This window comes from Stenotrophomonas sp. PD6, from assembly GCF_049199305.1.
GTDB lineage: Bacteria > Pseudomonadota > Gammaproteobacteria > Xanthomonadales > Xanthomonadaceae > Stenotrophomonas.
In genome coordinates this window covers 219,848-246,729 of sequence record NZ_JBLZQD010000001.1, presented here as the reverse complement: position 1 = coordinate 246,729, position 26,882 = coordinate 219,848, and the positions used below count along the sequence as shown (strand labels likewise).

19 protein-coding genes, 1 tRNA gene and 2 pseudogenes are annotated in these 26,882 nt (G+C 62.6%); 16 read left to right on the top strand and 6 right to left on the bottom strand.

The features are described 5' to 3' along the window. The first annotated feature begins 22 nt into the window (after positions 1–22). From ACOZHM_RS01015 to ACOZHM_RS00990, 6 genes are all read left to right on the top strand, one after another. Positions 23–3,844: a M48 family metalloprotease gene (locus ACOZHM_RS01015; protein WP_421567053.1), complete on the top strand. Its 3,822-nt coding sequence runs from the start codon at positions 23–25 to the stop codon at positions 3,842–3,844. Positions 3,845–3,924: 80 nt separating this feature from the next. Then, positions 3,925–4,281 (top strand): hypothetical protein, encoded by a 357-nt coding sequence (locus tag ACOZHM_RS01010; RefSeq protein WP_421567051.1) that lies wholly within the window; start codon positions 3,925–3,927, stop codon positions 4,279–4,281. 58 nt (positions 4,282–4,339) lie between these two features. Then, positions 4,340–4,714 carry a hypothetical protein gene (locus tag ACOZHM_RS01005; protein ID WP_421567049.1) on the top strand — a complete coding sequence of 125 codons (375 nt, stop codon included), beginning with the start codon at positions 4,340–4,342 and terminating at the stop codon, positions 4,712–4,714. A 172-nt stretch (positions 4,715–4,886) separates the two neighbouring features. After that, on the top strand, positions 4,887–6,272 hold the full coding sequence (locus tag ACOZHM_RS01000; protein WP_421567047.1) for an NAD-dependent succinate-semialdehyde dehydrogenase: 1,386 nt from the start codon (positions 4,887–4,889) through the stop codon (positions 6,270–6,272). A 280-nt stretch (positions 6,273–6,552) separates the two neighbouring features. Beyond that, complete coding sequence (locus tag ACOZHM_RS00995) at positions 6,553–7,095, top strand: hypothetical protein (protein WP_421567045.1); 543 nt, start codon at positions 6,553–6,555, stop codon at positions 7,093–7,095. A gap of 139 nt (positions 7,096–7,234) precedes the next feature. After that, positions 7,235–7,906 carry a threonine aldolase family protein gene (locus ACOZHM_RS00990; RefSeq protein ID WP_421567043.1) on the top strand — a complete coding sequence of 224 codons (672 nt, stop codon included), beginning with the start codon at positions 7,235–7,237 and terminating at the stop codon, positions 7,904–7,906. 43 nt (positions 7,907–7,949) lie between these two features. On the opposite strand, the gene ACOZHM_RS00985 is transcribed toward ACOZHM_RS00990, so the two are convergent. Together ACOZHM_RS00985 and ACOZHM_RS00980 are read right to left on the bottom strand one after the other, a co-directional pair. Then, entirely contained in the window at positions 7,950–10,943 is a 2,994-nt protein-coding gene (locus ACOZHM_RS00985) for a Tn3 family transposase (RefSeq protein ID WP_421567041.1), read from the bottom strand. 24 nt (positions 10,944–10,967) lie between these two features. Next, positions 10,968–12,239: pseudogene (locus ACOZHM_RS00980) on the bottom strand (site-specific integrase). 257 nt (positions 12,240–12,496) lie between these two features. Here ACOZHM_RS00980 and ACOZHM_RS00975 point away from each other — a divergent pair. The 7 genes from ACOZHM_RS00975 (at position 12,497) to nudE (ending at position 21,173) form a co-directional block, all read left to right on the top strand. After that, a complete protein-coding gene (locus ACOZHM_RS00975) occupies positions 12,497–13,981 on the top strand; it encodes a SulP family inorganic anion transporter (protein WP_086016262.1) in 1,485 nt (494 codons plus the stop codon). 10 nt (positions 13,982–13,991) lie between these two features. Continuing rightward, complete coding sequence (locus tag ACOZHM_RS00970; protein ID WP_046272807.1) at positions 13,992–14,882, top strand: universal stress protein; 891 nt, start codon at positions 13,992–13,994, stop codon at positions 14,880–14,882. Between the two features lie 24 nt (positions 14,883–14,906). Further along, positions 14,907–16,073 (top strand): cyclopropane fatty acyl phospholipid synthase, encoded by a 1,167-nt coding sequence (gene cfa, locus ACOZHM_RS00965; RefSeq protein ID WP_005413430.1) that lies wholly within the window; start codon positions 14,907–14,909, stop codon positions 16,071–16,073. Between the two features lie 266 nt (positions 16,074–16,339). Beyond that, the gene (locus ACOZHM_RS00960) at positions 16,340–16,729 is read left to right on the top strand and encodes a TraR/DksA family transcriptional regulator (protein WP_046272806.1); all 390 of its coding nucleotides are present in this window, start codon (positions 16,340–16,342) and stop codon (positions 16,727–16,729) included. 69 nt (positions 16,730–16,798) lie between these two features. Beyond that, entirely contained in the window at positions 16,799–19,003 is a 2,205-nt protein-coding gene (gene pnp, locus ACOZHM_RS00955) for a polyribonucleotide nucleotidyltransferase (RefSeq protein WP_005413428.1), read from the top strand. Beyond that, a complete protein-coding gene (groL, locus tag ACOZHM_RS00950) occupies positions 19,000–20,607 on the top strand; it encodes a chaperonin GroEL (RefSeq protein WP_005413427.1) in 1,608 nt (535 codons plus the stop codon). Before pnp ends, groL begins: the two co-directional genes overlap by 4 nt. Further along, a complete protein-coding gene (gene nudE, locus ACOZHM_RS00945) occupies positions 20,607–21,173 on the top strand; it encodes an ADP compounds hydrolase NudE (RefSeq protein ID WP_032966771.1) in 567 nt (188 codons plus the stop codon). The genes groL and nudE overlap by 1 nt, the downstream gene beginning before the upstream one ends. 134 nt (positions 21,174–21,307) lie before the next feature. Here nudE and ACOZHM_RS00940 read toward each other — a convergent pair. Continuing rightward, a pseudogene (locus tag ACOZHM_RS00940) lies at positions 21,308–21,448 on the bottom strand (ISL3 family transposase); the annotation flags it as partial. Between the two features lie 100 nt (positions 21,449–21,548). Beyond that, entirely contained in the window at positions 21,549–23,156 is a 1,608-nt protein-coding gene (locus tag ACOZHM_RS00935; RefSeq protein WP_005413425.1) for a peptide chain release factor 3, read from the bottom strand. A 361-nt stretch (positions 23,157–23,517) separates the two neighbouring features. Here ACOZHM_RS00935 and ACOZHM_RS00930 point away from each other — a divergent pair, with 361 nt between their 5' ends. Together ACOZHM_RS00930 and ACOZHM_RS00925 are read left to right on the top strand one after the other, a co-directional pair. Beyond that, positions 23,518–24,570 (top strand): DNA-binding protein, encoded by a 1,053-nt coding sequence (locus tag ACOZHM_RS00930; protein ID WP_057681750.1) that lies wholly within the window; start codon positions 23,518–23,520, stop codon positions 24,568–24,570. 45 nt (positions 24,571–24,615) lie between these two features. After that, positions 24,616–25,242: an SEC-C domain-containing protein gene (locus ACOZHM_RS00925; RefSeq protein ID WP_081029745.1), complete on the top strand. Its 627-nt coding sequence runs from the start codon at positions 24,616–24,618 to the stop codon at positions 25,240–25,242. Positions 25,243–25,245: 3 nt separating this feature from the next. Here the strand turns inward: ACOZHM_RS00925 and ACOZHM_RS00920 are convergent. Next, a tRNA-Ile gene (locus ACOZHM_RS00920) sits at positions 25,246–25,348 on the bottom strand. A gap of 92 nt (positions 25,349–25,440) precedes the next feature. After that, positions 25,441–25,992, bottom strand: a complete 552-nt coding sequence (locus ACOZHM_RS00915; protein ID WP_057681749.1) for a 3'-5' exoribonuclease — start codon at positions 25,990–25,992, stop codon at positions 25,441–25,443. Positions 25,993–26,108: 116 nt separating this feature from the next. Here ACOZHM_RS00915 and trbJ point away from each other — a divergent pair, with 116 nt between their 5' ends. Next, a complete protein-coding gene (trbJ, locus tag ACOZHM_RS00910) occupies positions 26,109–26,882 on the top strand; it encodes a P-type conjugative transfer protein TrbJ (RefSeq protein WP_421567464.1) in 774 nt (257 codons plus the stop codon).

Sequence of the window (26,882 nt, the reverse complement as noted above, 5' to 3'; positions counted from 1 at the left end):
GGACAACAGGGGGATGTACATAATGGATTCGCTCTATCCGGCGGGGCCTTCGGCCGTGCCTGCGCAACTCACCGCACCCAGCTCCGCCTATCGCCGCCATGCATGGTTGGCCGTGGCCGGCCTGCTTGCGTTCGCCATTGCCTACTTCGCCCTGATGGGTTGGTTCGGCTGGACCGCCTACCGCGTGTTCCGCACCCTGCTGGCCGGGGAGGGCGGCAACACGTTTGCAAACGTCGTCGTCGGCGGGTTCTCCGTATTCCTGGTCGCGTTCATGGCCAAGGGGCTGGTCTTCCTGAAGCGCGGTCAGACCTCCAAGGACATGGAGCTCAAGCCGGCCGACCAGCCCGAGCTGTTCGCCTTCCTGCACCGCCTGGCCGATGAGGCCGGCGCGCCGCGCCCGAAGCGGGTGTACCTGTCGCCGCGGGTCAACGCCGGCGTGTTCTACGACCTCTCACTGGTCAACCTGCTGCTGCCCTCGCGCAAGAACCTGGACATCGGCCTGCCGCTGGTGAACGCGCTGAACCTGGGCGAATTCAAGGCCGTGCTGGCCCACGAATTCGGCCACTTCGCCCAGCGCACGATGGCGGTGGGGCGGTGGGTCTACGTGGCCCACCAGATCGCCAGCCAGCTGGTGGCCCGACGCGACGCGCTCGACACGATTCTGGCGACGGTTTCGCGCCTGGACTTCCGCATCGCGTGGATCGGCTGGACCTTGTCGCTGATCGTCTGGGCCATCCGTTCGCTGGTGGATACCGCCTTCAGCGTGGTCGCGCTGTCCGAGCGCGCCCTGTCGCGCGAGATGGAATACCAGGCCGACCTGGTGGCCGCTTCGCTGGCCGGCAGCGATGCCCTGGTGCATGCCTTGCACCGCTTGGGCGCTGCCGACGATGCCTGGGGCCGCACGCTCAGCTTCGCCTCGCGCGAGTTCGCCGCCGGCCATGCCGTGGCCGACCTGTTCGCCGTGCAGACACGCATGCTGGCCAACCTGCGCCGGGTGTCGCCCGACCCCCTGTATGCCGAACCGCCGCAGCTTCCCGAGCGTGAGCGCGAGCAGCACCGCGTGTTCCGCCAGGCAATGGTACGCGCGCCAGAAATGTGGTCCACTCACCCGGCCAACGTCGACCGCGAGAACAACCTGAAGCGGCGCTACGTGGAAGCGGTCATCGACGAACGTCCGGCCATGCTGCTGTTCCGCGACGCCGACGCGCTCAAGCACCAGCTCTCCAACGGCCTGCTGCGCGAAACCCCGCCGGCATTCGCCGATGGCGAAGAATCGCTGCGCCGGCTCGATGCCGAATTCGATATCCGCGCCCTGCAGCAACGCTACCAGGGCACCTACCTGCGGCGCTCCTTCGTGCGTGGCGTGGCCACGCCGGCCGAGCTGTTCCTCGGCCCCGCCGAGCCGCTGAACAACGACCAGCTGCGCGACCGCATCGCCACTCTCTACGCGCCGGCGCATGGCAAGGCACTGCAGCAGCTGCAGCTGCTGGAGGATGAGCGCGCCACGATGGAGGCCGCCCGCGCGGGGCATCTGCGCGCATCGGGCAACCGCGTGCATTGGCGTGACCAGGTGCTGGACACCTCGCGCCTCGGCCCGGTCATCATCACGCTGGATGCGGAGATCGCGCCACTGCGACAAGCCGTCACCCAGCACGACCAGGAATGCCGCACCCTGCACCGGCTGGCCGCGAGCCGCAGCGGGGCAGGGTGGGAGGCGCTGCTGGAAGGGCAGGTGGCCCTGCTGCACTTCTGTGAGCACACCGAGGCCGACCTGCGCGACGGGTACGGGCTGTTCGTCAACGTGCTGCAAGTCGTGACCGCCGACAAGCGCGTCTCCGAAAACGAACTGCGCCGCCTGATCGTGGCCGCCGGGCGCGTGCAGCAGGCCCTTGTCTACATCTACGACACCGCCGGCAGTTGCGTGATCGATGAGACCGTGATCGCCCACGGCGGCAAGCCGCTGGTGGAGGCGCTGGGCAAGCTGGGCCTGAGCGCGCCGGTGCAGGGCAACATGGACAACTGGGTCCGCAATGCAGGCGACTGGGTCAACCACACCTGCGGCGCGCTGTCACAGCTGCGCGCGGCGACGCTGGAAGCCCTGCTGGCCAACGAAGACGCCGTGGTGGAGCGCCTGGATTCCACCGAGCTGGCGCCCGCTGCACCGGCCCCGTCCCAGCCCCCCAAGGGCTACCCGCTGCTGCTCCCCGGCCAGGAGCGCAAGCTGCAGACCAAGCTGGGCTGGTGGGACAGGTTCCAGACCGCAGATGGCTGGGCCGCCGGCGCCGCCCGCGCCACCGCAGCGGCGGCGATCGTCGTGGGCGTGCTGGTGTTCGGCATGCTGACCGGTACCGCCACCGTGTCGCTGTACAACGGCCTGGCCATTCCGGTGCAGGTCACCATCGACGGCAAGAGCGTCGCGCTGGAGCCGCTGCAGAGCACCAGCATGGACGTGGAGCCCGGCATCGCGCACAGGGTGGTCACCCAGACCGCAGACGGGCAGCTGATCGAATCCTTCGACAGTGAGCGCATGACCGGCCGTTCGCACTTCACCTACAACGTGGCCGGGGCGACGCCGATGGTCCAGTGGTCGGCCGTGTATGGCGGCGCAACTGCAAACCCCGAGCGCCCGCTGGGCGCGCAGCGCTGGGCGGCCACCAGTGCCGACGTCGTGCTGAAAGAGCCGCCAGAATCCATCCAGACCCAGAAGCATTCGAGCGGCGGCAAGCGTTCGGTGGTGACGGCGGTGGGCGACGCCTCGCCACAGCGGCAGGTAGGCATGGTGAGCGATGAAGGCGAGCGCCAGGCGATGATTCTGGCGCATGCGCGCTGGGATGCGCCGGAGTCGCGCCATCTGACTACGTGGCTGGCCATGGTCTCGGAGAACCCGCAAACCCTGCAGGCCATCATCGAAGAGCGACTCAAGCGCCACCCCGAAGACGTTGCGACCCTGCGCATGGAGCAGCAGGTCAGCCTCAGCCAAGGCTCCAGCGCTGCATGCGAACGGCATAAGCAGCTGGCCTCTGGCGATCCTGCCTCTGCGTCCTTTGCCTATCTGGCCATTCGGTGCATGGACGACAGCCCCGAGCAGGACGAGGCCTTCCTGGCCGGGCATCGCCGCTGGCCAGAGAACCCGTGGTTCACGCTTGCCTCGGGCTATGTGCTTGCCCAACGCACCGACTGGGCGGGCGCCAACGAGGTCTGGACGCAGGCAGCATCGGTGCCGCAGACGGCGGAGTTCACTGCTCTGGAGCTGGCACGGGTGAGGCGCATGCTGGGCGCCAGCAATGGTGCGCTTGCAAAGCTGGCGCGGGAGTCGGCTGTCCTGGCCAACATGCTGGCCCTGGAAAGCAATGAAGCCGACGGCACGCCATACGAGGCCTACTACCAGCTCGATCAGGGCGAGTACCAGCGCGCACTGAGCTTGGCCGAGGCCAATGCCAACCTGCTGCCGCGCATCGTGCGCCTGGTGGCAGCCTCTGACGGCGCCCAGGTCGACTGGGTGAAGCAGGCGATGGCGCTGCCGGAAGCGCAGGGTATCGATCCGGATTCGGTGTGGAGCATGTGGGCACTGGCACTGCGGCATGGCGGCAATGAAGCGGCCTGGCGCGAGAAGGTGCTGGCCACCGATCCCAACGAGGCCGCCAGGGTGGTGGCGTTTGTCGACGCCGTGCGCGCCAATGCCAGCGTGCAGCAGGCAGAGAACGCATTGGGCCGCGTCAGCCCTGCCAATCGTGGCTACGCCTACACCGTGGCCGCCGTGGTGCGAGGCGAATCGTGCCCGCAGGCGTGGCGGGACGGGGCCAAGAAGCTGCTGTTTGGCACCGAGCGCCCGCACTTGATGTGAGGCTTCTGGCACGGCGGGAAGCTCTCCCGCCGTGCTTTCTGGAGACTGCATTAACTCGCCCACCCATATCTGGATAAAGCATGCCAACAATCTCCCCTCTGGGCTGCGTAGCAATCCTCCAGCTCGGAGCTGGCCTGCTCGGATGCATGGTGTGCGTGGAAAACAGCAGAGTCAGGTCGCCTGAGGCTTGCATCGACGATCCCGGCAGAGGCTGGCGTGTCTTCTACCGCACCATGCTGTTCCTCATGTGCAACATGTTTTCCTTGTTCGCCACGGTAGTGCTGCTCGAAACCCTGCTGGATGACCCGGTGAAACACATGTTGGCGTTAGGTCCGGACTGGGCGGATGCACTGTTGATGCTGGTGGTACCACTTCCAATTGCCTGGCTGCTCTACCTTACCTTTGCCGGACTGAGCCGATGGTGGAACAGAGCATGATCAAGCAAATTGACAGCTGAAACCGTAGCTGCGGTTCTACAGCCGTAAAGGGGGTTCCATGCTCTTCCGAAAGTTGCTGATGGCAACATTGATGGCCAGTGCAGCCGCAGGTTGCCAGAGCGCCGCTGTAAAGCAAGCCGATGCCCCAACGGAAGCGTTGATGGAGGTCAAGGGCGTGATTGAAATCCATTCCGGCGGACATGGCCTGGGCTACGTCACATCGGATGATGGCAAGTGCTATGACTTGGCACTTCCTGCCAGCGTATTGAAGAACAGCAGGCGCTGGGATACGAAGCGGGTTGTCATCACCGGCTCACTTCAGTTCCGGCCCCGAATCGACGAAATGATGTGGTTCGACATCAAGGATAGAAAGATCGAAGGCTTTGGCTGTTCTGAAGATGTGATCTACGTGGAATCCATCAAGTTGCTCTAGACAACCCACTAGCCAGTGCCAGCGTACGGCGAGACCCCGTGCCGGCAGGCGGGCTGGTGGCTGATGCAGTGAATCCCACGTGATGCACGCCGCTCAAGACTTCACTACATGGAAACCGTGACGGTGCAACGCTCTTCCGTCCCTTTCTTCCCCCATGAAGTGCAGGCTCTCCATGACCCAGAAGCAGCTCACCACGATCAATCCACTGACCGAAGAGGTGATTGCCACCTATTGGTACATGTCAGACGACGAAGCTGCCGCCGTAGTCCAATCCAGCCACACCGCCTATCTGGAATGGCGCCTGCGCTCTCTGGAAGACCGCGCGGGAGTGGTAGCCGCCATCGCCAAAGCACTTCGCGATCGCAAGGAAGAATTCGCCCAGCTCATGACCCGCGAGGTGGGCAAGCTCATTGAAGACAGCCGCACGGAAGTGGAACTATGTGCCGCCATCTGTGACTACACCGCCAAGCAGGGCCCGGAAGCGTTGGCGGACGAAGAGCGCGATGTCGAAGGCGCCACCGGCATCGTGACCCATTCGCCAATCGGTGTGGTGTACGGCATCCAGCCCTGGAATTTCCCGGCCTACCAGGCCATCCGTTACTCCATCGCCAGCCTGATGGCCGGCAATGGCGTCCTGCTCAAGCACGCCGAAAGCTGCACCGGCAGCGGACTGCTGCTCCGTGATATCTACGAAAGTGCCGGCCTCCCCAAGGGCCTGTTCGGCGTACTGTTGATCAGCCATGACCAATCAAACGCCATCGTCGAGAACGATCTGGTTCGCGCTGTGACCTTGACCGGCAGCGAGGCTGCTGGACGCACCGTGGCAGCCAAGGCGGGCGCAGCACTCAAGAAGACCGTGCTGGAGCTGGGCTCCAACGACGCCTACCTCGTCCTTGACGATGCCGACCTTGAGCTGGCGGTCGACACCTGCGTCAAAGGACGCCTGTTCAACAACGGGCAGACTTGCGTCAATGCCAAGCGCTTCATCGTGACGCAGAAGAACTACGATGCCTTCGTCAGTGCCTACGCCAGCAAGTTCGAGGCGATCAAGATGGGCGACCCGAACGCCGCCGACACGCAGCTGGGTCCGCTGGTCTCCGAGGCGCAGCGCGACAAGCTGCACGAGCAGGTCACAAAGAGTGTCTCGCAAGGCGCCCGCCTGCTGGTGGGCGGTGAAGTGCCAGACCGCACCGGGTGGTTCTATCCGGCCACCGTACTGGCCGACGTGGCACCGGGGCAGGTGGCCTATGACGATGAGCTGTTCGGCCCTGCGGCGGCCATCATCCGCGCCAAGGACGATGAAGATGCGCTGCGCATTGCCAATGACAGCCGCTATGGCCTGGGCGGCGGCATTTTCAGTCGCGACGTGAAGCGCGCCCGCGAGCTGGCCACCAAGTACTTCGATACCGGGATGATTTTCATCAACACCTTTGACGTTGCCTCCCCGGCGCTCCCCTTCGGTGGGGTGAAGGCGTCCGGCTACGGCCGCGAGCATGGCCCGGAAGGGTTGAAGGAGTTCGTCAACGTCAAGTCGATCAAGATTCCGGCTGCCGCTTGACAGTTGACCGCTCGAGCGCGGGGTGGCGGTAGCGCTACCCCGCAGCGAGCGCGGGCGGGATGCGGGGTGAGTCTTGCCCTCACTTGAAGTAACGCATTCGGCACGGTGCCAGAAGCGCTTACAATCGCGTGCACCGCGCGCATTGACCGGTCCACGAAGAAGCGTAGTGCCACGCTATGCGTGGCTGCCCCAGGAGACGTCACGCAAGGGCGTTCATAAAGAAAGAGAGCAGTACAAATTGATCGCAAGCGAATGGTGTAAGTCCCTCGGTCTCATTGGAATGGCACTAGCCTTGGCACCCATGGCGTCAGCGGCAGAACCAGCCCGGAACCCCGCCCCCAATCAGGAACAAATCGACCGCGCCATAGCCCTCGCGACCTGCAAGGCCGACCGCCCAGCGTTCCGCACATTGGCCTATGAGCTACGCGACGTCGCATCCAGCCGCGAGCCCTCGGCAGGCTGGCAACCGGTCGCCCGCGAAGCGGGGGAATACGGCATGGCGCTGGGCAACATTGCCGGTGTCCTGGCGGAAATGCAGCTCAGCGAACCCGTGCTCATTTTCGGCCATCCGACCAGGCGCTTGATACTGTCGCGCAGTTCCGTAGTCGCCACCTTCGATGACCCAGCCATCGGCGCAGACCTTGCCAAGTCCATGGGCATTGAACCGGAGACGGGGCAGGGCGGTCCTGCAGGGATGCGCATTGTGGAGTCAACGCCGGAAGCCGAAGGGGATGGCATCGAGGTGAAGGCATTGATAACCTCGCGGATCGGCGCCGATCATGGACCGTCCGCCGTGGCAGGGTGCCTGTATTACACCCAGTAGACGCGAAGCCACCTCGGCTCACTGTATTGGCCGCGAGAACGGCCCGGAAGGCCTCAAGGAATTCGTTAACATAAAGTCCATCAAGATCCCCGCGTCACCCTGACTCGCGGGCTTGCCACCCCGTTCAGCGAGTTCGGAAATGCAGTGGATTGATCTGCGCAGCGACACCGTCACCCAACCCACCCCCGCGATGCGCCAGGCCATGGCCACCGCGGAAGTGGGGGATGACGTCTACCAGGACGACCCCACCGTCACCCAGCTTGAGCGCCTCGCCGCCGACATGCTGGGCAAGGACGACGCCCTGTTCGTTCCGACGGGAGTATTCGGCAACCAGCTCGCGGTGTTCACCCATTGCCGCCGTGGCGACGAAGTCATCGCGGGCGACGACTCGCATCTGGTCTGGCACGAAAACGGTGCTGCGGCGGTGATCAGTGGCGTCCAGCTGCGTACCATCGCCAGCAACCGGGGCCTGTTGGAGCCCCGCGAGATCGCGGCCCGCATCCGGGTGGGGGAGGACATCCACATCCCCCGCACCGGACTCATCTGCCTGGAGAACGCGCACGGCAACGGCCGCGTCATCCCGCTGGCAACCATGGAGGCCACCTCCGCCATCGCCCGGCAACACGGCGTTCCCATCCATCTGGACGGCGCACGCGTGTTCAATGCCGCCACCTACCTGGGGTGCGACGTAAAAGCGATCACCCAGCATGTGGACACCGTGATGTGCTGCCTCTCCAAGGGCCTGGCCGCGCCGGTAGATGGTCGGCAGGGAATCATTACGTACAGGGCCAAAAGCTGCCTAAGCGACTGAATTTCAAGGTTGATTGCTCGTCTCTCGGGCAGGTTCTCCCCATCTATGGGGTCTGTTCAAGCACCTTGGCTGTGTAGCTCAGCGGCGCCACTTCCCTTTCAAGATCCAGGTGGTAATCGCCGAAGCGATTGATGTGGCTGGTCCGATAAGGCGACAGACCGGCCAGGATCTCGGGCGTCAGTTCGATCCCCTCCTTCCGCATCTCAGCCAACGTCCGGCTCATACCCTCCACGTTGTGGAGGATGATCATGTTGGCCACCAGCTGGCTGTACTTGATGATCTTGCGCTGCTCGTGTTGGACGTTCTCAGCGATGATCCCTTGGCTGCCAAAGAAGACCCACTTCACGAAGCCGTTGTATTCCTCGCTCTTGTTGGTCGCGGCATTGATCGTTTTGCGGATCTCGTTGTCATCAATGTAGCGAAGCAAGAACAGCGTTCGGACGGCCTTGCCAAGTTCCCGGAATGCGAAGTACAGCTTGTTCTTCCGGCTGTAGGTGCCCAGCCGGCGCAGGATCGAGGACGCGGTGATCTTGCCCAATCGGATTGAGATCACCACCCGCAGCATGTCGTGAAGATGGGTGGCGATCAGTTGCCAGTCGATGCTGTCCCCGAACAGTGCCTGGATGTTTTTATAGGCCCTGCCCGGTTCGGGCCGGAAGAATGTCAGGTCCTTGATGTTTCGGATTCTGGGCATCAGCTGGATGCCCAGCATGTGGGCCAAGCCGAAGACCGGATAGCTTTGGGCCTGCGTGTCGCCATGGACGATCTCAGGCTGGATGTCGGAAGTGTTGGCCAACAGGCCGTCCAGGATGTAGATGCCCTCGTGCACGCCACAGGGAATGAAGTGGCTGAACAGCGCCACGTATTTGTCGGACACATGGTAGTAGCCGATGCCGCCATAGCCGCCGTACCGGATGTGGTACTCCGACAGCAGGTTGTCTTCGTAGACGCTCCACTTGGTGCCATCTGCTGACGCGCTCTTACCGCTGCCCCAATAGCCAGGCAGGTCAAATTTGTTGTAGGTATTGATGACCTCTACGATGGCCTTCTCAAGCACATCCTCGGTCACGTATTTCAGGTTGAGCCAAGCGACCTGGCGCCGGCTGAAGCCCTTGATCGACCGCGCCGTCTGCGTCGGCCCCAGGTTGCAGCCATAGCAAAATAGCGTGGTGATCACGCGTCGGGGCAGATCTTCGACTTGGCTCTCGGTCCCGGCGATCGGGCGGAAAAAACGGTGCAGGTCCAGCCATTGGCTGGCATCGATCAGGACATCTACGATGCTGGACTCTGGGAGTCGTTCGGCGATGAGGCGATCCACGGTGGTAATCGCGCTGGAGACTTCGGCCCGTTGCCCCTTCCGCAGCACCAGGCGCCCATCCAGGATGTCCGCATGAACGTTCTCCGGGAAACGCGCGTCGACCTCATCGGCCAAAGCCGTCAATTGTGCGCGCAACCCCGCCACGAAAGACTCGGCGTCGGTGGGCAGGCCTGACACCTGGCCATAGGCTTCCAGTTCCTGGGCCAAGGTGGCCTCATCGACCAGCTGCTCGCGGTAATCGTCAAAGCGCTCGCTGCTGGGAATGAAGAGATCGCCGGACTTCAGTTCGTCCTTGACCTGCACCAGCACGGCCAGCTCGAAGTACTTACGGTGCATCCAGCCAGCTCCTGCCGCGCTGGCCCGTTTGCCGAACACGTGCTGACGCCAGAGCTTGGACATCCAGTCGAAGTCCTTTTCCGGGTCCAAACCGAGGAAAGCGACCTCGATCAGCTCACGGCGTTGGTTACGCAGCGAGAGCACGGCTGCGATCAAGGGCTCCATGCCGGCATCGTGGCTGGTCGCCCGCAAGTTCATGAGCTCCAGCCCATTGAACAGCAGCGGCCTGACCGCGCCGTAAGGTTGCAGCATGAAAGGCAGGTAGTTTTTCCCTGCGTAGGCCATATGTTCTTCGCATTCGGCCAGCAAGGTGGACACTTCCGCTTCCAGACTATTGTCGATCGCGTCCACGCGCTGGCTATCGCTGCCGTCGAGCTGGTAGGCCTGCAGGATCTCCTTGAGCTGGCCGATGAGGAAGTCGGCGCGTTTGGCATGTTCGAGCTGATAGGCCAGCAGCTTCTGCTGCGCGGTGTTCTCCAGCCCGCGCACCTGCTTGATGAACAACTCTGCCGCATCGTCTAATGTCTTGGCATGCTGGGCGCGGATGAAGATGGTGGCCAGCGCATAGCGCTTGTCCTCACCCAATTCGGCCAACTCGCTGGCGTCATACGCCCGGGCCATTGCACGGAATTGCTTGAGCTTGGGGACCGGTACATCGATTGGAGGCAGTTGCTCCGCCAACTGCTGCAGCATACGGATGTGCTGCAGATAGAACCGGACCTCTTTGTTGGTCGGCCGGCCAGGCTCGCGCTTGAGCGAATGCCAGCCGGTAAATTTGGATCCTTCCGGTGCGCGCAGTAGCTCATCAATCAGCGTGCGCGTGGCAGGCGTCAGTGCGTGGCTGATACTGCGGTAGTAGCCCAGGTTGACCCGTTCGCGCGCCCCGATAGCGGCCATCTCAAGGGTCCGGAAGACTGGTAGCTCGTAGCGATGGTGCACCAGCTCTTCGAGCAGGACGTTCACGATGTCCGGGATGGTGTGCTTGGTCTGGGCTGCGGCGGTGGCCACTGTGTCCAGCCAAGACAACCCAGATTTGTCCAACGGGCGTACCCCAATGAACTGCCGAAGCTGCGGCATGTGCCGGCGTTTGCTGCCAGAGCTGTCATAGCGATCGAGCTGGTCAGAGGCCAGCACACGCCCGAGACGGGCGGCCTTGGCGATGTGCTGCCGGATCCGCTCAGGTACCTCCGCCAACAGCGTGAAGTAGCCTAAGCGTTGGAAGAGCTTTAGATGGATCAGTACCGCCAGCTGCGGACCCGGCTGGGTGGTCAGCTGCTTGGCAAATGCAATCTCAGCGGCGCTCGGGGTGTAGATCTCCTCCAGTTCCTTGGCGGTAGGATCAGGCTTCAGTCGCGGGTAGGCGGTCTCGTGAAGGGTAGCCATTGGATCCGGAGGTTATGAGGGGGGTCAATCCCAGTGGCGGCCGTCGTCTGTACTGAGAGACGCTTCCAGGAAACACTGGTGCGTATCGGCCATGCGGTGCATGTCATCGAGCAACGTGGCCAGGATTTCATCCAGATCCCGGTCGGGATCGGTGGGAACAGTCAACCGGTACTCGCTGCTGGCGGTGTTCAGCCGCACCGCTTGGAACGGGGCCAAGCAGATCTCTTCGATTCTGCCCCGGGCCTTGGCCGCGCCGCGGCCGGCGCGGGCAAACGGGGTCAGCACCATGCGTAGGAGCAGCTGCAGGGCAGATTTGACCTCGGGCGCCGGCAGCGCCATCGCCGGAGCTGGCGCGGTTGGGCTGGGCAGGCTCGCTTCAATGCGATCCCGGGCGAACGGGTCACGCCCGTCCAGGTAACGCATGGCCGACTGAACATCGCGCCAGCCCACGTACTCCATCAACGCCTTCATGTCCCAGCCCTGATCGTTGGCCCAACTAGCAAAGCCGCGGCGCAGCGAATGGCTGCTGTGGAGCCCCGCATCGGCAAAGCCGGCACTGGCCAGCAACTAGCGCAGCAGGCGCACCAAACTGTTGGGATGGAGCCCTTCGGCACTTACGTGGCCCCACTGGTTGATTGCCCGAAACACCGGCCCGTCTTGCACGTTTGCCGCCTGCAGCCACACTTGGGTCGCCTCTACCGGACACAGCCGCGACAACGCCGGCACCTTATGGGTAACGCCGGCCGCTTGGCGATCGCCCTTGCTGCGCGGCAGGAAGCAGGTCATCCCCTGTCCCGGCACCAGCGTGAGATGGGCCACTTCCAGACGCAGCAGTTCATCGCCACGGAAGCCACGCCAGAATCCGAGCAGCACCAACGCGCGATCCCGCTGATGGCGAAGCGCCGCCGCCCCGTCGCCCCGGGCATGGGCCGCAGCAATCGCTGCGGCCAGCCAGTCATCGAGCTCGACCAGCCGCCGGATCTGCAGTGGCGCAGCCTGCTTGACCCGGGTCGGGTGGAGGGTCTGAATCCCTTTAAGTACCTTGCGCACCAGTGGCGAGCGGGTGGGATCCACAAATCCGTGATCCCGATGCCAAAAAGCGATCGCCGCCAGGCGATGCCGCAGCGTGCTGGTGGCCAGGGTCTGCGCGTAGGTGGCCAAGTACCGCGCCACACTGTCTGGGGTGGCCGGAAGGTGTCCTTGCCACTCGACCTCAAAGTGCCGTAACGCCGAAGCGTAGCTGCGCACAGTGTTCTCGCGGGTGGCGGCATCAATGTACTGATCGAGGATAGTCACCTGGCCCAGAACACGCACGTTTCAAAGGTGGCCGGCCAATCGTCCATCATTCGACGCAACTATGCAGATTGTGCTAGGCTCTCCAGCCAGCGGCCGCAAACAACAGCGGACCCAACTCTACTCCCGAGCCAGTGCCCATAGTGATTACGCCGCCCTAAATCCTGTCATCGGATCAAGCCCGCAAGCGGGCTTAGGGTTGTTATTTCGTAAATCACACTGTTGGCCCGACGACCAGTCGGGACTAGGGATATTCTGTTTTGACTACGCTTACTCGACTGCGCCAGGACTGGCTCGGCAATATTCGTGGCGACTTGCTTGCCGGCATAGTTGTTGCGCTCGCTCTAATTCCTGAGGCCATTGCGTTCTCAATTATTGCCGGGCTTGATCCCCAGGTGGGCCTCTACGCCTCATTCTGCATTGCAGTGGTTATCGCCTTTACCGGCGGTCGTCCGGGAATGATCTCGGCAGCTACCGGGGCCATGGCGCTGCTGATGGTTGGCTTGGTGAAGGAGCACGGACTGCAGTATTTGTTGGCAGCGACGCTCCTAACCGGGATGCTGCAGATCTTGGCTGGCACGTTTAGGCTCGGGGCGTTGATGCGTTTCGTCTCGCGCTCGGTCATCACCGGTTTTGTCAATGCGCTGGCGATCCTGATTTTCCTGGCGCAGCTCCCCGAGCTAACCAACGTCCCTTGGACCGTTTATGCGATGGTCGCCGCAGGGTTGGCCATCATCTATCTGTTGCCACGCGTGACCAAGGTCATTCCCTCGCCGCTGGTGGCCATCGTGGTCCTGACGATAGTCGCGCTCCTGCTCAAGCTTGATATCCGCACCGTGGGGGACATGGGCGAACTACCCGACAGCTTGCCGGTGTTCTTGTTGCCTGATGTTCCCTTGAATCTAGAGACACTGAAGATCATTTTCCCGGTTTCCGCCACATTGGCGGTCGTGGGCCTGCTGGAATCGATGATGACTGCAAAGATCGTCGATGATCTGACCGATACGCCGAGCAACAAAAACCGCGAAGCGGTCGGTCAGGGCATAGCCAACATCGCATCCGGCTTTGTTGGCGGCATGGCCGGTTGCGCCATGATTGGCCAGTCTGTCATCAACGTTAAGTCCGGCGGTCGTGGTCGCCTCTCATCACTGGCCGCGGGCGTATTCCTATTGTTGATGGTGGTATTTGCAGGCCCTTGGGTAAAGCTGATTCCCATGGCGGCGCTGGTCGCTGTAATGATCATGGTCTCCATTGGCACTTTCAACTGGGGTTCACTGGCGGCACTTAAGGCAAATCCCAAGACTTCTAGTGTGGTGATGATCGCCACAGTTATCGTGACGGTGTCCACCCATGATCTGGCAAAGGGCGTTTTGATCGGCGTACTGCTCTCGGGGCTGTTCTTTGCTCGCAAGGTAGGCCAGGTGCTTCATATCGGCTCCACTTCTGAAGAAGGTGGGCGTCTGCGGTGCTACACCGTGACCGGGCAGGTTTTCTTTGCCTCGGCTGACCAGTTCATTGCTAGCTTCGATTTCCGCGAGGCTTTGGAGCGCGTTCAAATTGACGTGGGCCGTGCCCACTTCTGGGATCTCAGCGCGGTGGGCGCACTGGACACGGTTGTGGTGAAGTTCAGGCGTGAAGGTACTGAGGTCGAAATCCTAGGAATGAACGAAGCCAGTGCGACGCTGGTGGATCGCTTGGGCGTCCACGACAAGCCCGACGCCGTCGAGCGGCTGATGGGCCACTGAGGAAGCAACCATGACAGACAAGATTGGACACTCCCATATAGATCACAGCGGCAGTGTATTGGCCGCCACCGACGCATCCGCTTACAGCGAGAGCGTGGCGCATTACGCCGCTTGGGCAGCGCACAGACTGGAAGCCCCGCTGGAATACCTTCATGTGCTTGACCGCCATCCGGAAGCGGCCAGTACCGCGGACTTCAGTGGGAACCTCGGAGCGGATGCCCAGCCCAGGTTGCTGGAAGGGCTCGCCTTGCTGGACGAGACCCGCAGCAAGCTGGGCCAAGAACGAGGCCGCCTAGTGCTGCAACAGGCCAAGGGGATTGCGGCCGCTTTCCATGGCATCGAGGCGGAGACGCGGATGCGGCATGGGTCCTTGGTGGACACCCTCATCGAGTTGGAAGGCGATGCACGCCTGTTTGTCCTTGGCAAGCGTGGCGAGCATGCGGATTTCGCCAAGGGACACCTGGGCAGCCAACTGGAACGCGTGGTACGTGCAGTCCATCGCCCATTGCTGGTGGCGTCGCGCAGCTACACGGAAATCGAACGCGTGCTGATCGCGTTCGATGGGAGCGCCACGACCCGCAAGGGCGTGGAAATGGTGGCGGCCAGCCCGTTGTTCAGTGGACTCGATATCCGTGTGCTCACCGTCGGAGCGACCAATGCCACAAACGAAGCCGCATTGCGCTGGGCGCTGGACACGCTGGCCGCGGCCGGATTGTCTGCGGCCGGCGCGGTGCGACCGGGCGAAGCGGAAGAGGTGATCGGCCATTACATCCGTGACGAGCATGTGGATCTGCTGGTCATGGGGGCCTATGGCCACTCGCGTATCCGCCAGCTGATTGTCGGCAGCACCACCACCACGATGCTGCGCACCTGCCGCGTCCCGGTGCTCCTTCTCCGTTGACGCCAACCACCGGCAGTAAGTCAAATGACCGAAGCATCAACCAAGCATAAATCCACTGAAACAATCAATCGAAACCACCTCCATCGAATGATGGACGAACTGCTGGAGATCGCTGATGTTCGACTGGGCGGTGATCGCCCATGGGATATCCGGTTGCTGGTCGATGGCGTCCCGGAGCGCGTATTTGCACAGGGCAATCTCGGCCTTGGGGAAAGTTACATGAACGGCGCATGGGAGTGCGATCGGCTGGACGAACTGTTCGATCGCATCCTGCGTGCGCGGCTCGATCGCCACGTCAAACCGTTGCGGCTCATGTTTCATTCGCTACGGGCCAAGCTGCTGAATCGGCAGACATCGCGACAGGCCTGGGAAGTCGGCGAGGCCCATTACGACCTCGGGAATGATTTCTACACGGCAATGCTGGACCCGCGCATGACCTACACCTGCGGCTACTGGGCCGATGCGAAGAACCTGGCGGAGGCGCAGGAAGCCAAGCTCGACATGATCTGCCACAAGTTGCGCCTGGAGCCCGGCATGCGGGTGCTCGACATCGGTTGTGGCTGGGGCAGCTTCATGGCGTACGCCGCCGAGCACTACGGCGTTGAGTGCGTGGGGGTGACGGTTTCGAAGGAGCAGACCGCATGGGCGACGGAGCGTTATGCCGACCTGCCACTGGAGTTCCGGCTGCAGGACTACCGCTCCATCAACGAGCGCTTCGATCGCATCGCCAGCGTCGGCATGTTCGAGCATGTGGGTCGCAAGAACCATCGCAGCTACATGGAAGTAGCTCATCGCTGCCTGGCCGATGACGGCCTGTTCCTGCTTCACACCATCGGCAAGAACCGGCGCAAGTCCACTACCGACCCGTGGATCGATCGCTACATTTTCCCGAACGGCGAGTTGCCGTCGATTGGCCAGATCGGTGATGCTTGCGACGAGCTCTTCGTCGTCGAGGATCTGCACAACTTCGGCGCCGACTACGACAACACATTGATGGCGTGGCATGCCAACTTCGAGCAGGCATGGCCTCATTTCGAGGACGAACTGGGGCAACGGTTCCATCGGATGTGGCGCTACTACCTGTTGTCCTGCGCCGGTGCATTCCGCGCCCGCGACCTGCAACTGTGGCAGTGGGTGCTGTCCAAGGATGGGGTTCGTGGCGGCTATCAGCGCCCAGAAGGCCCGAGGTAATCCCCCGTCGTTTGACGGGGGACTTGACATGCTATGATTTAGTGAAATTCACGATACAACACCCCTCCGCCTGTCTCGTCGATCTTGAGGATGGCCTCAAGCTCTACTAGGTGATGTGGTTTCCGCACAATGGGGTGCGGTTCAGAGGGTCAAGACGAGGCTCTCTCATGACCACTCCAATCTAACGCTCACTTCTTGGCCGCGGGCGCAATGCCCGCTTCCGGATGCCGCTCCCGGCATACCGCCTACCAAGATGAGGAGTCACCATGTCCGTACACGTTCAAAGTCTGGACGAATTCTTCAGCATGCTCGTAGAGGAGCAGCGGGACATTCGCATCACCCTCGCCGGTTTGGAAGACGCGGGCCAACCCGTCGCCCTCGATCAGACCACGCAAGGCCGCGTCAGCAGGATCGACGCCATCTCCCAGCAGCACATGGCCAAGGCGGGCAGCAGTCGCCTGATGATCCAGTTGGATCGGATCAAGGCGGCGCTGGATCGCTACGAATCGGGGCGCTACGGCATTTGCTGCCGATGTGAACTCGAAATCGGGCATGGCCGTTTGATGGCCGATCCCGCCGCGCCTTTTTGCCTGGAGTGCACCGAGGAACTGGCCGAGGCGAAACAGCACAACATGCGCCGAAACGCCGGTCGCTGAGTCCGCGCGGCACCCATTGGGCCGCCTCTGCGGTGGTCGGCATATCCTTGTTGATGAAAGGAAAACATAATGAATCTGATGACGAATGCACCGGCTAAATTACCGGTCGTGAAGCGCTGCGCCTTCGGGGCGCATGAACTCACCCTCGAAACCGGCGAGATCGCCAAGCAGGCGTCCGGCGCGGTCATAGTCCGCATGGGCGATACGGTGGTGCTGGTAACCGCGGTCGGCAGCAAGCGCGCGAAAGATGGACTCGACTTCTTCCCGCTCACCGTCGAGTACCGGGAGCGCTTCTACGCAGGCGGTCGTATCCCCGGTGGTTTCTTCAAGCGCGAGGGTCGCCCGACCGAAAAGGAAATCCTGACCTCGCGCCTGATCGACCGGCCGGTAAGACCACTGTTTCCCGATCAGTTCCGCCACGAGGTCCAGGTCATTGCGACCGTGCTGTCCGTCGATCCGTTGATCGATCCCGATATTCCAGCCATGGTCGGCGCCTCCGCCGCGCTGCGCTTGTCGGGGTTGCCGTTCAAGGGGCCGATTGGAGCGGTCCGCATCGGCCGCCACGGCGACAGTTTTCTGGTCAACCCGACCACCGAAGAGCTCAAGGCCTCCGACCTCAATCTGGTCGTCGCCGGCACCCGGCACGGCGTGTTGATGGTCGAGTCCGAAGCCAACGTGCTCTCGGAGGAGATCATGCTGGCGGCGGTGTCGCTTGGCCACCACGCCATGCAGCCCGTGATCGAAGCGATCGAGGAACTCGCCCAAGAAGCGAAGGTGACCAAGTGGGAGTGGAGCCATCCACCACGCGACCTGGCCCTGGCCGATACGGTGCGCACACAGATTGGAAACAACCTCAACAGCGCCTTGCTGATCACCGACCGGATCGCACGCAAGAAACGAGTGCAGGCGATCAGAAATGAAGTGTTGATTGCGCTAGCTGCACCGACGACCTCGGCAACGGGTTGGGAGGTCGCCCAAGTCCGCGCGGAGCTGGACGACCTCGAGTACACCGCTGTGCGCCGCATGGTGCTGCAGGATCGGCGTCGGCTGGACGGTCGCGGTCTCGAAGACGTACGTCCGATCTCGATCCAACTCGGCGTGCTGCCGCGCACTCATGGCTCGGCGGTGTTCACACGCGGCGAAACCCAAGCCATCGTGACCACCACGCTCGGCACTACGCGTGACGGCCAGGTCATCGATGCCGTCACCGGCGAGTACAAGGAACACTTCCTTTTCCACTACAACTTCCCGCCTTACTGCGTCGGCGAGACGGGTCCGATGATCGGCCCAAAGCGACGCGAAATCGGCCACGGCCGTCTGGCCAAGCGTGGCGTCGCCGCGATCATGCCGTCGATGGAAGCATTCCCTTACACCATTCGAATAGTGTCGGAGATCACCGAGTCCAATGGTTCTTCCTCGATGGCTTCAGTGTGCGGCAGCTCGCTGGCCCTGATGGCTGCGGGCGTTCCGGTCAAGGGGCCTGTGACAGGCATCGCCATGGGCCTGGTCAAGGAAGGCGATCGGTTCGCGGTGCTGTCCGACATCCTGGGTGACGAGGACCACCTGGGCGATATGGATTTCAAGGTCGCCGGCACTATCGACGGTATCTCGGCCCTGCAGATGGACATCAAGATCGACGGCGTGACCGCCGAGATCATGGAGGTGGCATTGGCGCAGGCGCGAGAAGGGCGACTGCACATCCTTCGGGAGATGGCCAAGGCCATCCAGGCCCCGCGCGAGCAGATGTCGGAGTTCGCACCGCGCCTGCTGACGATCAAGATCCATCCGGACAAGATCCGCGAGGTGATCGGCAAGGGCGGGGCCACCATCCAGGCGCTCACCAAGGAAACTGGCACGCAGATCGATATCCGGGACGACGGCACGATCGTGATCGCTTCGACCAGCGGCGGAGCCGCCGACACGGCGCGCAGGCGTATCGAACAGATCACGGCCGAAATCGAACCGGGTCGGGTCTACGAAGGTAAGGTGGCAAAGGTGCTTGACTTCGGCGCGTTCGTCACCATCGCGCCGGGCAAGGTCGGACTGGTGCACGTCTCGCAGATTTCTGACGAGCGAGTGGAAAACCCGAATTCCGTTCTGTCGGAAGGGGATGTGGTGAAGGTCAAGGTCCTGGAAGTGGACATGCAGGGTCGGGTTCGGCTTTCGATGAAGGCGGTGGACGGAACGAAAGTGTTGCTGCCGGAGTCGGCGTATGCCGGGGGTTCTGGCGGCTCCCCTCCGGCATGCGTTTTTATTGCGGAGGAACGGTCATGACGCACAGAGAGATCCTTTTCGATAATGATGCGCGGCTGCGCCTGCTGCGCGGCGTCAACATTCTCGCCAATGCCGTCAAGGCCACCCTGGGCCCGAAGGGCCGCAACGTCGTGCTCGAAAAGAGCTTCGGCGCCCCGACCATCACCAAGGACGGCGTGTCTGTCGCCAAGGAAATCGAACTGGCTGACAAGTTCGAGAACATGGGCGCGCAGATGGTGAAGGAAGTTGCTTCCCGCACCAACGATGACGCCGGCGACGGCACCACCACCGCCACCGTGCTGGCCCAGGCCCTGATCCGCGAAGGCGCCAAGGCCGTTGCTGCCGGCATGAACCCGATGGACCTCAAGCGCGGTATCGACAAGGCCGTGATCGCCGCCGTCGCCGAGCTGAAGAACATCTCCAAGCCGACCACCGACGACAAGGCGATCGCCCAGGTCGGTACGATCTCGGCCAACTCCGACGAATCGATCGGCAACATCATCGCCGAAGCGATGCGCCGCGTGACCAAGGAAGGCGTGATCACCGTTGAAGAAGGCTCGGGCCTGGAAAACGAGCTGGACGTCGTCGAAGGCATGCAGTTCGACCGCGGCTACCTGTCCCCGTACTTCATCAACAACCAGCAGTCGCAGACCGCTGACCTGGACGATCCGTACGTGCTGCTGCACGACAAGAAGATCTCCAACGTGCGCGACCTGCTGCCCGTGCTGGAAGGCGTGGCCAAGTCCGGCAAGCCGCTGCTGATCATCGCCGAAGACATCGAAGGCGAAGCGCTGGCGACTCTGGTGGTCAACACCATCCGTGGCATCGTCAAGGTCGTGGCCGTCAAGGCACCGGGCTTCGGCGACCGTCGCAAGGCGATGCTGGAAGACATGGCCGTGCTGACCGGCGGCACCGTGATCTCCGAGGAAATCGGTCTGTCGCTCGAAAAGGCGACGATCAAGGACCTGGGCCGCGCCAAGAAGGTGCAGGTCTCCAAGGAAAACACCACGATCATCGATGGCGCCGGCGAGAAGGCCAACATCGAATCGCGTGTCACCCAGATCAAGACCCAGATCGAAGACACCTCGTCGGATTACGACCGCGAGAAGCTGCAGGAGCGCGTTGCCAAGCTGGCCGGCGGCGTGGCGGTGATCAAGGTCGGTGCGTCGACCGAGATCGAGATGAAGGCAAAGAAGGCCCGCGTCGAAGACGCCCTGCACGCCACGCGTGCGGCGGTGGAAGAAGGCATCGTCCCGGGCGGCGGCGTCGCGCTGCTGCGCGCCAAGGCCGCGATTGCAGGCCTGAAGGGCGCCAACGAAGACCAGAACCACGGCATCCAGATCGCCCTGCGCGCGATGGAAGCACCGCTGCGCGAGATCGTCGCCAACGCCGGTGAAGAGCCATCGGTCGTGGTCAACAAAGTCAAGGAAGGCAGCGGCAATTTCGGCTACAACGCCCAGACCGGCGAATACGGCGACATGGTCGCGTTCGGCATCCTCGATCCGACCAAGGTCACCCGCTTGGCCTTGGAGAATGCGGCCGCTGCTGCCCGCATGTTCCTCAGCAGCGGCGTCGCGATTGCCGAAGCAGAACCGCCGGGCGCGGTGCAATCGGAAGACGGCTGATGTCCCGCCTCAACACGATCCTGCGCCTACCGGTCATCCATCGGGCTGATGCGACCGAGCTCGGCCCGTATTGCCTGGAACAGGTGCATCTCGAATTCGCGAACGGGGAGCGACGGCTCTACGAGCGGCTCCACACCCGCTCACCTGGAAGCGTCATCATCGCCGCGATGCCCGATCCGCACACGGTACTTTTGATTCGCGAGTACGCGGTGGGCACCCATCGATACGAACTTGGCCTGCCCAAGGGACGTATGGACCCCGGCGAGTCGATTCTCGAGGCCGCCAATCGCGAGCTGAAGGAAGAGGTCGGAATGGGCGCCAAGGTTATGCGCTATCTGCGGCCACTGACCTTGGCCCCCACCTACATGAGCAACGCCATCCATCTGGTACTGGCGGAGGACCTGTACCCGGAGCGCTTGCCGGGGGACGAACCCGAAGAGCTCGAGGTGGTCCCTTGGCAGCTCGATCGCCTCCACGAATTGGCCCTGCGCGAGGACTGCTCTGAAGCGTGCTCGATCGCGTCGCTGTTCATCGTGCGCGAGGTGATGCGGGAGCGTGGGGGTTAGACGTCCGGCATCAATGCCTATCGAGCACGCGGTCGACGTCCGCGCCGATCAATTGCCGATTCGACCGGAGGTGAGGGGTTCATGAACGTGATGGTTTCCCCTGCGCTGCACGCGACCCACGGCTTGGGAGTGTCGCAGTGCTCGCAGTACATCGTCCGCGCCGATGGCTTGAGGTAGATCGTGACGGTCCGGCTGTCATCCTCAGGCCACGCCACGCGCTCTACCCGATAGCCTTCCCGGCCATCCAGCTTTTCGATCGTCTTCCGGTCCAGCATGGCTGCATCCTCGAATCTAGGAAATCAGGCCTCAAGGGCACCGTTGGTCAGCCGAGGCTCCACGGTAATCCGCAAAGAACCATTTTTACACGGACAACCCCTAGTCCGCGCGACCCACGGCTTGGGAGTGCTCGCGTGTGGCTGTGAAGCAAATCTTCGGTGCACGTTCCTGCGCCATCTGCAGGTTGACGCGACTGGGTGCCAGGTAGACCAGGGCTCCGGAAGCATCGAGCGCAAGATGGGTTGCCGCCTTCTCACGGAACTCTTCGAGATCGGAATCGCTCTCAGCCTGGATCCAGCGCGCAGTGTGGATCTGGACCGGTTCGAAACTCGCTTCCACGCCGTACTCGTCCTTTAACCGATAGGCCACCACCTCGAACTGCAGGGTTCCGATTGCCCCGAGGATCAGGTCGTTGGACAACAGTGGCCGGAAAAACTGCGTGGCTCCCTCTTCAGACAACTGGGTCAGACCCTTTTGCAAATGCTTGAGACGCAACGGGTCCCGCAGGCGGATGCGCCGGAACAGCTCGGGGGCAAAGCTCGGTATGCCGGTGAACTGCAACGGATCGCCGACGGTGAACGTGTCGGCGATGGCGATCGTGCCGTGGTTATGAATGCCAATGACGTCGCCCGGGTAGGCGTGCTCGGCCAACTCACGCTCGGACGCCATGAACGTCAAGGCATCGCCAAGCCGCATCTCCTTGCCCGTGCGGACATGGAGTGCCTTGATGCCGTGCTGATAGCTGCCGGAGCACACGCGCAGGAAGGCGACGCGGTCGCGATGCAATGGATCCATATTGGCCTGGATCTTGAACACGAAGCCACTGAAAGCCGGCTCCTCTGGCGAAACCTTCCTCAGGGATGCGTCGCGTGGCTTGGGTGCCGGCGCATGCGTGACGAAGAAGTCGAGCAGCAACTGGACACCAAAGTTGTTCACCGCCGAGCCGAAGAATACCGGAGTCTGCAGACCTGCCAAATACAGTTCGCGATCGAAGGGATGAGACGCGCCCTGAACCAGGGCCAGCTCCTCCCGGACCTCATCGAGGAGCTGCGCTCCGACGCGCTTGACCAGTGCAGGATCCTCTATGGATGGGAAGATCGTCGAATCCTGTCGCGTGAAGTTCTTGCCAGTTTCGAACAGGTGGACCTCGCCGGTCATCAGATGGATCACGCCCTTGAGCCTCGATCCCATGCCGATCGGCCAGGTGATCGGTGCGCAGGGGATGTCGAGGACGCGCTCGACCTCGTCCAGCAGTTCGACCGGCGACTTGCCTTCGCGGTCGAGCTTGTTGATGAAGGTCATGATCGGCGTGTCCCGCAGCCGACAGACCTCCATCAGCTTGATCGTGCGCTCTTCCACGCCCTTGGCGCAGTCGATGACCATCAGCGCCGAATCGACCGCGGTCAGCACACGGTAGGTGTCCTCGGAGAAGTCGGCATGCCCCGGCGTATCGAGCAGGTTGACGATGCGGCCATCGTAGGGGAACTGCATCACCGACGAGGTGACCGAAATGCCGCGTTCCTTCTCCAGCGTCATCCAGTCGGACGTGGCGTGCTTGGCTGACTTCCGGGACTTGACGCTACCGGCCTGGCGAATGGCGCCGCCAAACAACAGAAACTTCTCGGTCAGGGTGGTTTTCCCGGCATCCGGGTGCGAAATGATGGCAAACGTGCGGCGGCGCGCGGCCTCCGCGGTATGGGTCGGCATAAGACTCCCTCAAGCGCTGTGCGCTGTAACCACGTCTTGACGATCTAGGCCCAGGCTGGGTCTAGGGCGGCATTGGCGTGGTCGTGGGAGAAGAATGGGCCATTCGCGCTCAATTTTAACCCAGCACGAGGCCCCTCTGGATGGCCTGGTCGATAGAGGTGCCATAGGCGTCTGCAGGGGCGTCTCCTCTCGGACCGTTTCGTACGTGCCACCGGTGAAATCTGGAGCAAAAAGACGATCAGGCGGGATAATTCAATATTATCCCGCTTGATGTTTGGGTCGCTGGCTCGGCCTTCTTTGGCGTTGAGTAGTACGTAATTACATGGTATGTAATACATTACGAAATAACCGGAGAGGACGCATGGCTCGGTCTGGCTTGTACAAAAGCGATGTGCAACGTGCCCGGGACAGCCTCCGGGCCGAAGGCAAGAACCCCTCGGTAGACGCCGTCCGCGTGGCGCTGGGCAACACGGGGTCCAAAACCACCATCCACCGCTACCTGAAGGAGCTGGAAGAGGAGGACGGGCAAGGCGTAGGCGCCAAGATTGCCGTCAGCGACGCCCTGCAGGACCTGGTGGCTCGTCTGGCCGAGCGGCTGCACGCCGAGGCCGAAACCGTGGTCGCTCAAGCGCAAGAGCGGTTCCAGGCCGAGCTGCACGAGCGCACCCAAGCCTTGGAGCAGGCCCGGCAGGACACCGGCAATCTCAGCGCGCAGCTTCAGCGCACCGAGACGCTGCTACAGACAGAACGCCAGGCGAGTGAAGTGGCCAGGGGCGAAGTGGCCAGCCGCACCACCGAACTGGCCCAGCTGGAGGAGCGCATTGCCGGCCTCACGGCGCGGCTGGCAGAGCACGAAAGCCACGCGCGCTCCCTGGAGCAGAAGCATGAGCATGCCAGGGAAGCCCTTGAGCACTACCGCACATCGGTCAAAGACCAGCGCGAGCAGGAGCAACGCCGGCACGAGCACCAAGTGCAGGAACTACAGGTCGGCCTGCGCCAGGCCAACGAGGCATTGACCGCCAAGAACCATGATCTTGTGCAGCTCAACCGGGAAAACGGCCAGTGGCTGGAGCGTCATACTCGACTGGAAAAGGAGGTGGCGCAGCTGCGTCAGACCATCCAGACGCAACAGGGCGAGCTCGATACGCTGCGCCTGACGGCGGCCGAACACCAGGCGGTGCAGGTGCGCTGGGGCCAAGACGCTCAGAGTTTGGACACCGCTCGGCAAGACCTCGCACAAGCCAGAACCGAGCTGGCCCAGGAGCGCGAACGACGCGAGCAGGCCGAGGCGGAAACGCTGCGCGCAACCGTGCGCCTGAGCACCTTGGAGCCGCTGTTGGCCCAGCTACAGCCGGCCAGTGCCGGCGGCAAAGGCGCCAAGCGGATCTCATCGGAAGAGACGCCGGCGCCATAGCCTGCGAAGAGAACACCCGGCGCAACGATCACAAGGAGCTTTGGCATGAGCGGAATAACCACCACACCCCCGGAAATCACCCGTGCCGTGCGGCGCCTGACCGAATCCGTCGTGCGCGGCGCAGAGCCGGTCTATCTTGATGTACAGCCGGAAGCCGACGCGATCGTGCACGAGTGCTTTCCCAACGTGCAGGCCAAGGTCGCGCGCGACGGTGGTCAGATGCTGTGCGGGTGGCAGCTGTGGGAATGGCCGCACGTGCTGGTTGAGGCAGAATTCCATGCCGTGTGGGTCAGTCCCGCAGGGGAAATGGTCGACATCACGCCAAAGCCTGAAGGTGAGACACGCATTCTCTTTGTGCCGGATCCGCGAAGACGCTACGAGGGCCTGGCCATCGACAACGTCCGCATGCCATTACGCGATGACCTGCTGATCAAGCACTTCATCCAGATGTCCGAAGCGATTGTCCAGGTGATGAACCGCGGCGAGCGATCATCCCAGTATGGCGAGGTCAGCGTGCCCGCCAATGAAATCCAGCCTCTTCTGCAGGCCAGAGACTTTCTGGGCCAGTCACTCGGTGCGGGATTGCGCGAGCATGCACCGTGCCTGTGCGGCAGCGGCAGCAAGTACAAGCGCTGTCATGGCGCGCAAGTAGAAGCATTCTTCCGTCGTTGACGGTGGTGCCCCTGGTCGGAATCGAACCGACGTGTACGCGCTTATCTGGCGCGTGCTCTCACCGGGGTATAAGGCCGGCGCTCTGACCAACATGAGCAACAGGGGCGTGATCGATCGATGCGATCACGCCGGTATTCGAGGGTCGAGCTGGCACAGGCGGTTCATGGGGCAAGCATACCGGGGATGGACGCCATGCCGCTATCCCCGGGCGCGGCGATAGGAGTGGGCCCACGCCGGAGCAGGGATGCGGTCGGTGGCCACCAGCCAAGCCATCCGCAAGGCCTGCGCGTCCACCAAGGCATGGTGGCGCCTGGCCCTATGTTCCGGATGGGCCGCGAACCAATCTTCCACCAGCAATCCCGGAAGGCCTTCCTTGGACATGCGCGTCATGACCGGGGCCGGCCGGGGGCCGCACGCAGCAACCTGGGCATCAGGGAGCTCAAACCCATCCAAGGCATACCGCAGCAGCTGAAGGTCGTTCGGGAAATCCGCCATCACCGCCGGCGCGTCGGCCTCGCTGAGGAAGGCGCGCAGCTCGGTCGTCAGGGCGGCATCCGGCAGGGCTGCGTCGCCGCGGTCTAGCAGCGGGTAGACGCTTTGACGAACGAAGTCGGTGGGAGCCTCGGGCAGGCTGGCTCGCTCAGCGTAGAAAAGGCGGTCTCCACCTTCGTTCACCAGCGCCAGACTCACCAGCTCGCTGCCCGTTACATCGGCCCACTCGGTGTCCAAGAAGTAGTACGTGGTGGCCATGATTGAATGGTGCCACAGCTTCCCGGGGAGGGCCGAGCCTGGACGTGCGGCCGAGGGTAGAATTCAGCGATCCATCAATCGGTTAGCGAAGATCTGGCCGTGTTCGTAACGATTCCCTGCCAACCCTCAAGCCGAAGTTTTTAGCCGCTAAATTGGCCCTCGTCATTGCTGTTTCGAGCACGCTGGCGGTCACACCTGTGCAGGCTGGCATCCCCGTCATCGACGGCACCAACCTGTCGCAGAACATCATGACGGCCATCGAATCGGTGGCCCAGACGCTCAAGCAAATTGAGCAGTACAGCACCCAGCTCCAGCAGTATCAAAACCAACTCCAGAACACGATGGCCCCGGCCGCGTATATCTGGGATCAGGCGCAATCGACCATCAACGGGTTGATGAACGCGGTCAACACGCTGGATTACTACAAGACCCAACTCGGCAGCCTGGACAGCTACATCGGCAAGTTCCAGGACGTGAACTACTACAAGAACTCGCCGTGCTTTACGGCGGCAGGGTGCTCCGACGCGGAACGCGCAGCACTTCGGAATGTGGCCCAGCTCGCGAGCGAGTCGCAGAAGAAGGCCAACGATGCCTTGTTCAAGGGCCTCGATAGGCAGCAAACGAATCTCACGGCCGATGCAGCGACGTTGCAGCGTCTTCAATCGGCAGCGCAGGGCGCGCAGGGCCAAATGCAGGCCATCGGCTACGCCAACCAGCTCGCCAGCCAGCAGGCCAACCAGCTCTTGCAGATTCGTGGCCTGCTGATCGCGCAGCAGAACGCGATGGCAACCAAGATGCAGGCCGACGCCGACAAGGAAGCCCAGCAGGCGGCAGCGGCCGCACAACTGCGCCAGGGCAGCTACCGGGCCAGCCCGGCGCGCACCTGGTAA

What these genes read in the sequence shown, in the direction of transcription:
- ACOZHM_RS01015 (WP_421567053.1), top strand. Translation starts at nt 23, where the DNA reads ATGGATTCGCTCTATCCGGCGGGGCCTTCGGCCGTGCCTGCGCAACTC.
- ACOZHM_RS01010 (WP_421567051.1), top strand. Translation starts at nt 3,925, where the DNA reads ATGCCAACAATCTCCCCTCTGGGCTGCGTAGCAATCCTCCAGCTCGGA.
- ACOZHM_RS01005 (WP_421567049.1), top strand. Translation starts at nt 4,340, where the DNA reads ATGCTCTTCCGAAAGTTGCTGATGGCAACATTGATGGCCAGTGCAGCC.
- ACOZHM_RS01000 (WP_421567047.1), top strand. Translation starts at nt 4,887, where the DNA reads ATGACCCAGAAGCAGCTCACCACGATCAATCCACTGACCGAAGAGGTG.
- ACOZHM_RS00995 (WP_421567045.1), top strand. Translation starts at nt 6,553, where the DNA reads ATGGCACTAGCCTTGGCACCCATGGCGTCAGCGGCAGAACCAGCCCGG.
- ACOZHM_RS00990 (WP_421567043.1), top strand. Translation starts at nt 7,235, where the DNA reads ATGCAGTGGATTGATCTGCGCAGCGACACCGTCACCCAACCCACCCCC.
- ACOZHM_RS00985 (WP_421567041.1), bottom strand. Translation starts at nt 10,943, where the DNA reads ATGGCTACCCTTCACGAGACCGCCTACCCGCGACTGAAGCCTGATCCT.
- ACOZHM_RS00970 (WP_046272807.1), top strand. Translation starts at nt 13,992, where the DNA reads ATGACAGACAAGATTGGACACTCCCATATAGATCACAGCGGCAGTGTA.
- cfa (WP_005413430.1), top strand. Translation starts at nt 14,907, where the DNA reads ATGACCGAAGCATCAACCAAGCATAAATCCACTGAAACAATCAATCGA.
- ACOZHM_RS00960 (WP_046272806.1), top strand. Translation starts at nt 16,340, where the DNA reads ATGTCCGTACACGTTCAAAGTCTGGACGAATTCTTCAGCATGCTCGTA.
- pnp (WP_005413428.1), top strand. Translation starts at nt 16,799, where the DNA reads ATGAATCTGATGACGAATGCACCGGCTAAATTACCGGTCGTGAAGCGC.
- groL (WP_005413427.1), top strand. Translation starts at nt 19,000, where the DNA reads ATGACGCACAGAGAGATCCTTTTCGATAATGATGCGCGGCTGCGCCTG.
- nudE (WP_032966771.1), top strand. Translation starts at nt 20,607, where the DNA reads ATGTCCCGCCTCAACACGATCCTGCGCCTACCGGTCATCCATCGGGCT.
- ACOZHM_RS00935 (WP_005413425.1), bottom strand. Translation starts at nt 23,156, where the DNA reads ATGCCGACCCATACCGCGGAGGCCGCGCGCCGCCGCACGTTTGCCATC.
- ACOZHM_RS00930 (WP_057681750.1), top strand. Translation starts at nt 23,518, where the DNA reads ATGGCTCGGTCTGGCTTGTACAAAAGCGATGTGCAACGTGCCCGGGAC.
- ACOZHM_RS00925 (WP_081029745.1), top strand. Translation starts at nt 24,616, where the DNA reads ATGAGCGGAATAACCACCACACCCCCGGAAATCACCCGTGCCGTGCGG.
- ACOZHM_RS00915 (WP_057681749.1), bottom strand. Translation starts at nt 25,992, where the DNA reads ATGGCCACCACGTACTACTTCTTGGACACCGAGTGGGCCGATGTAACG.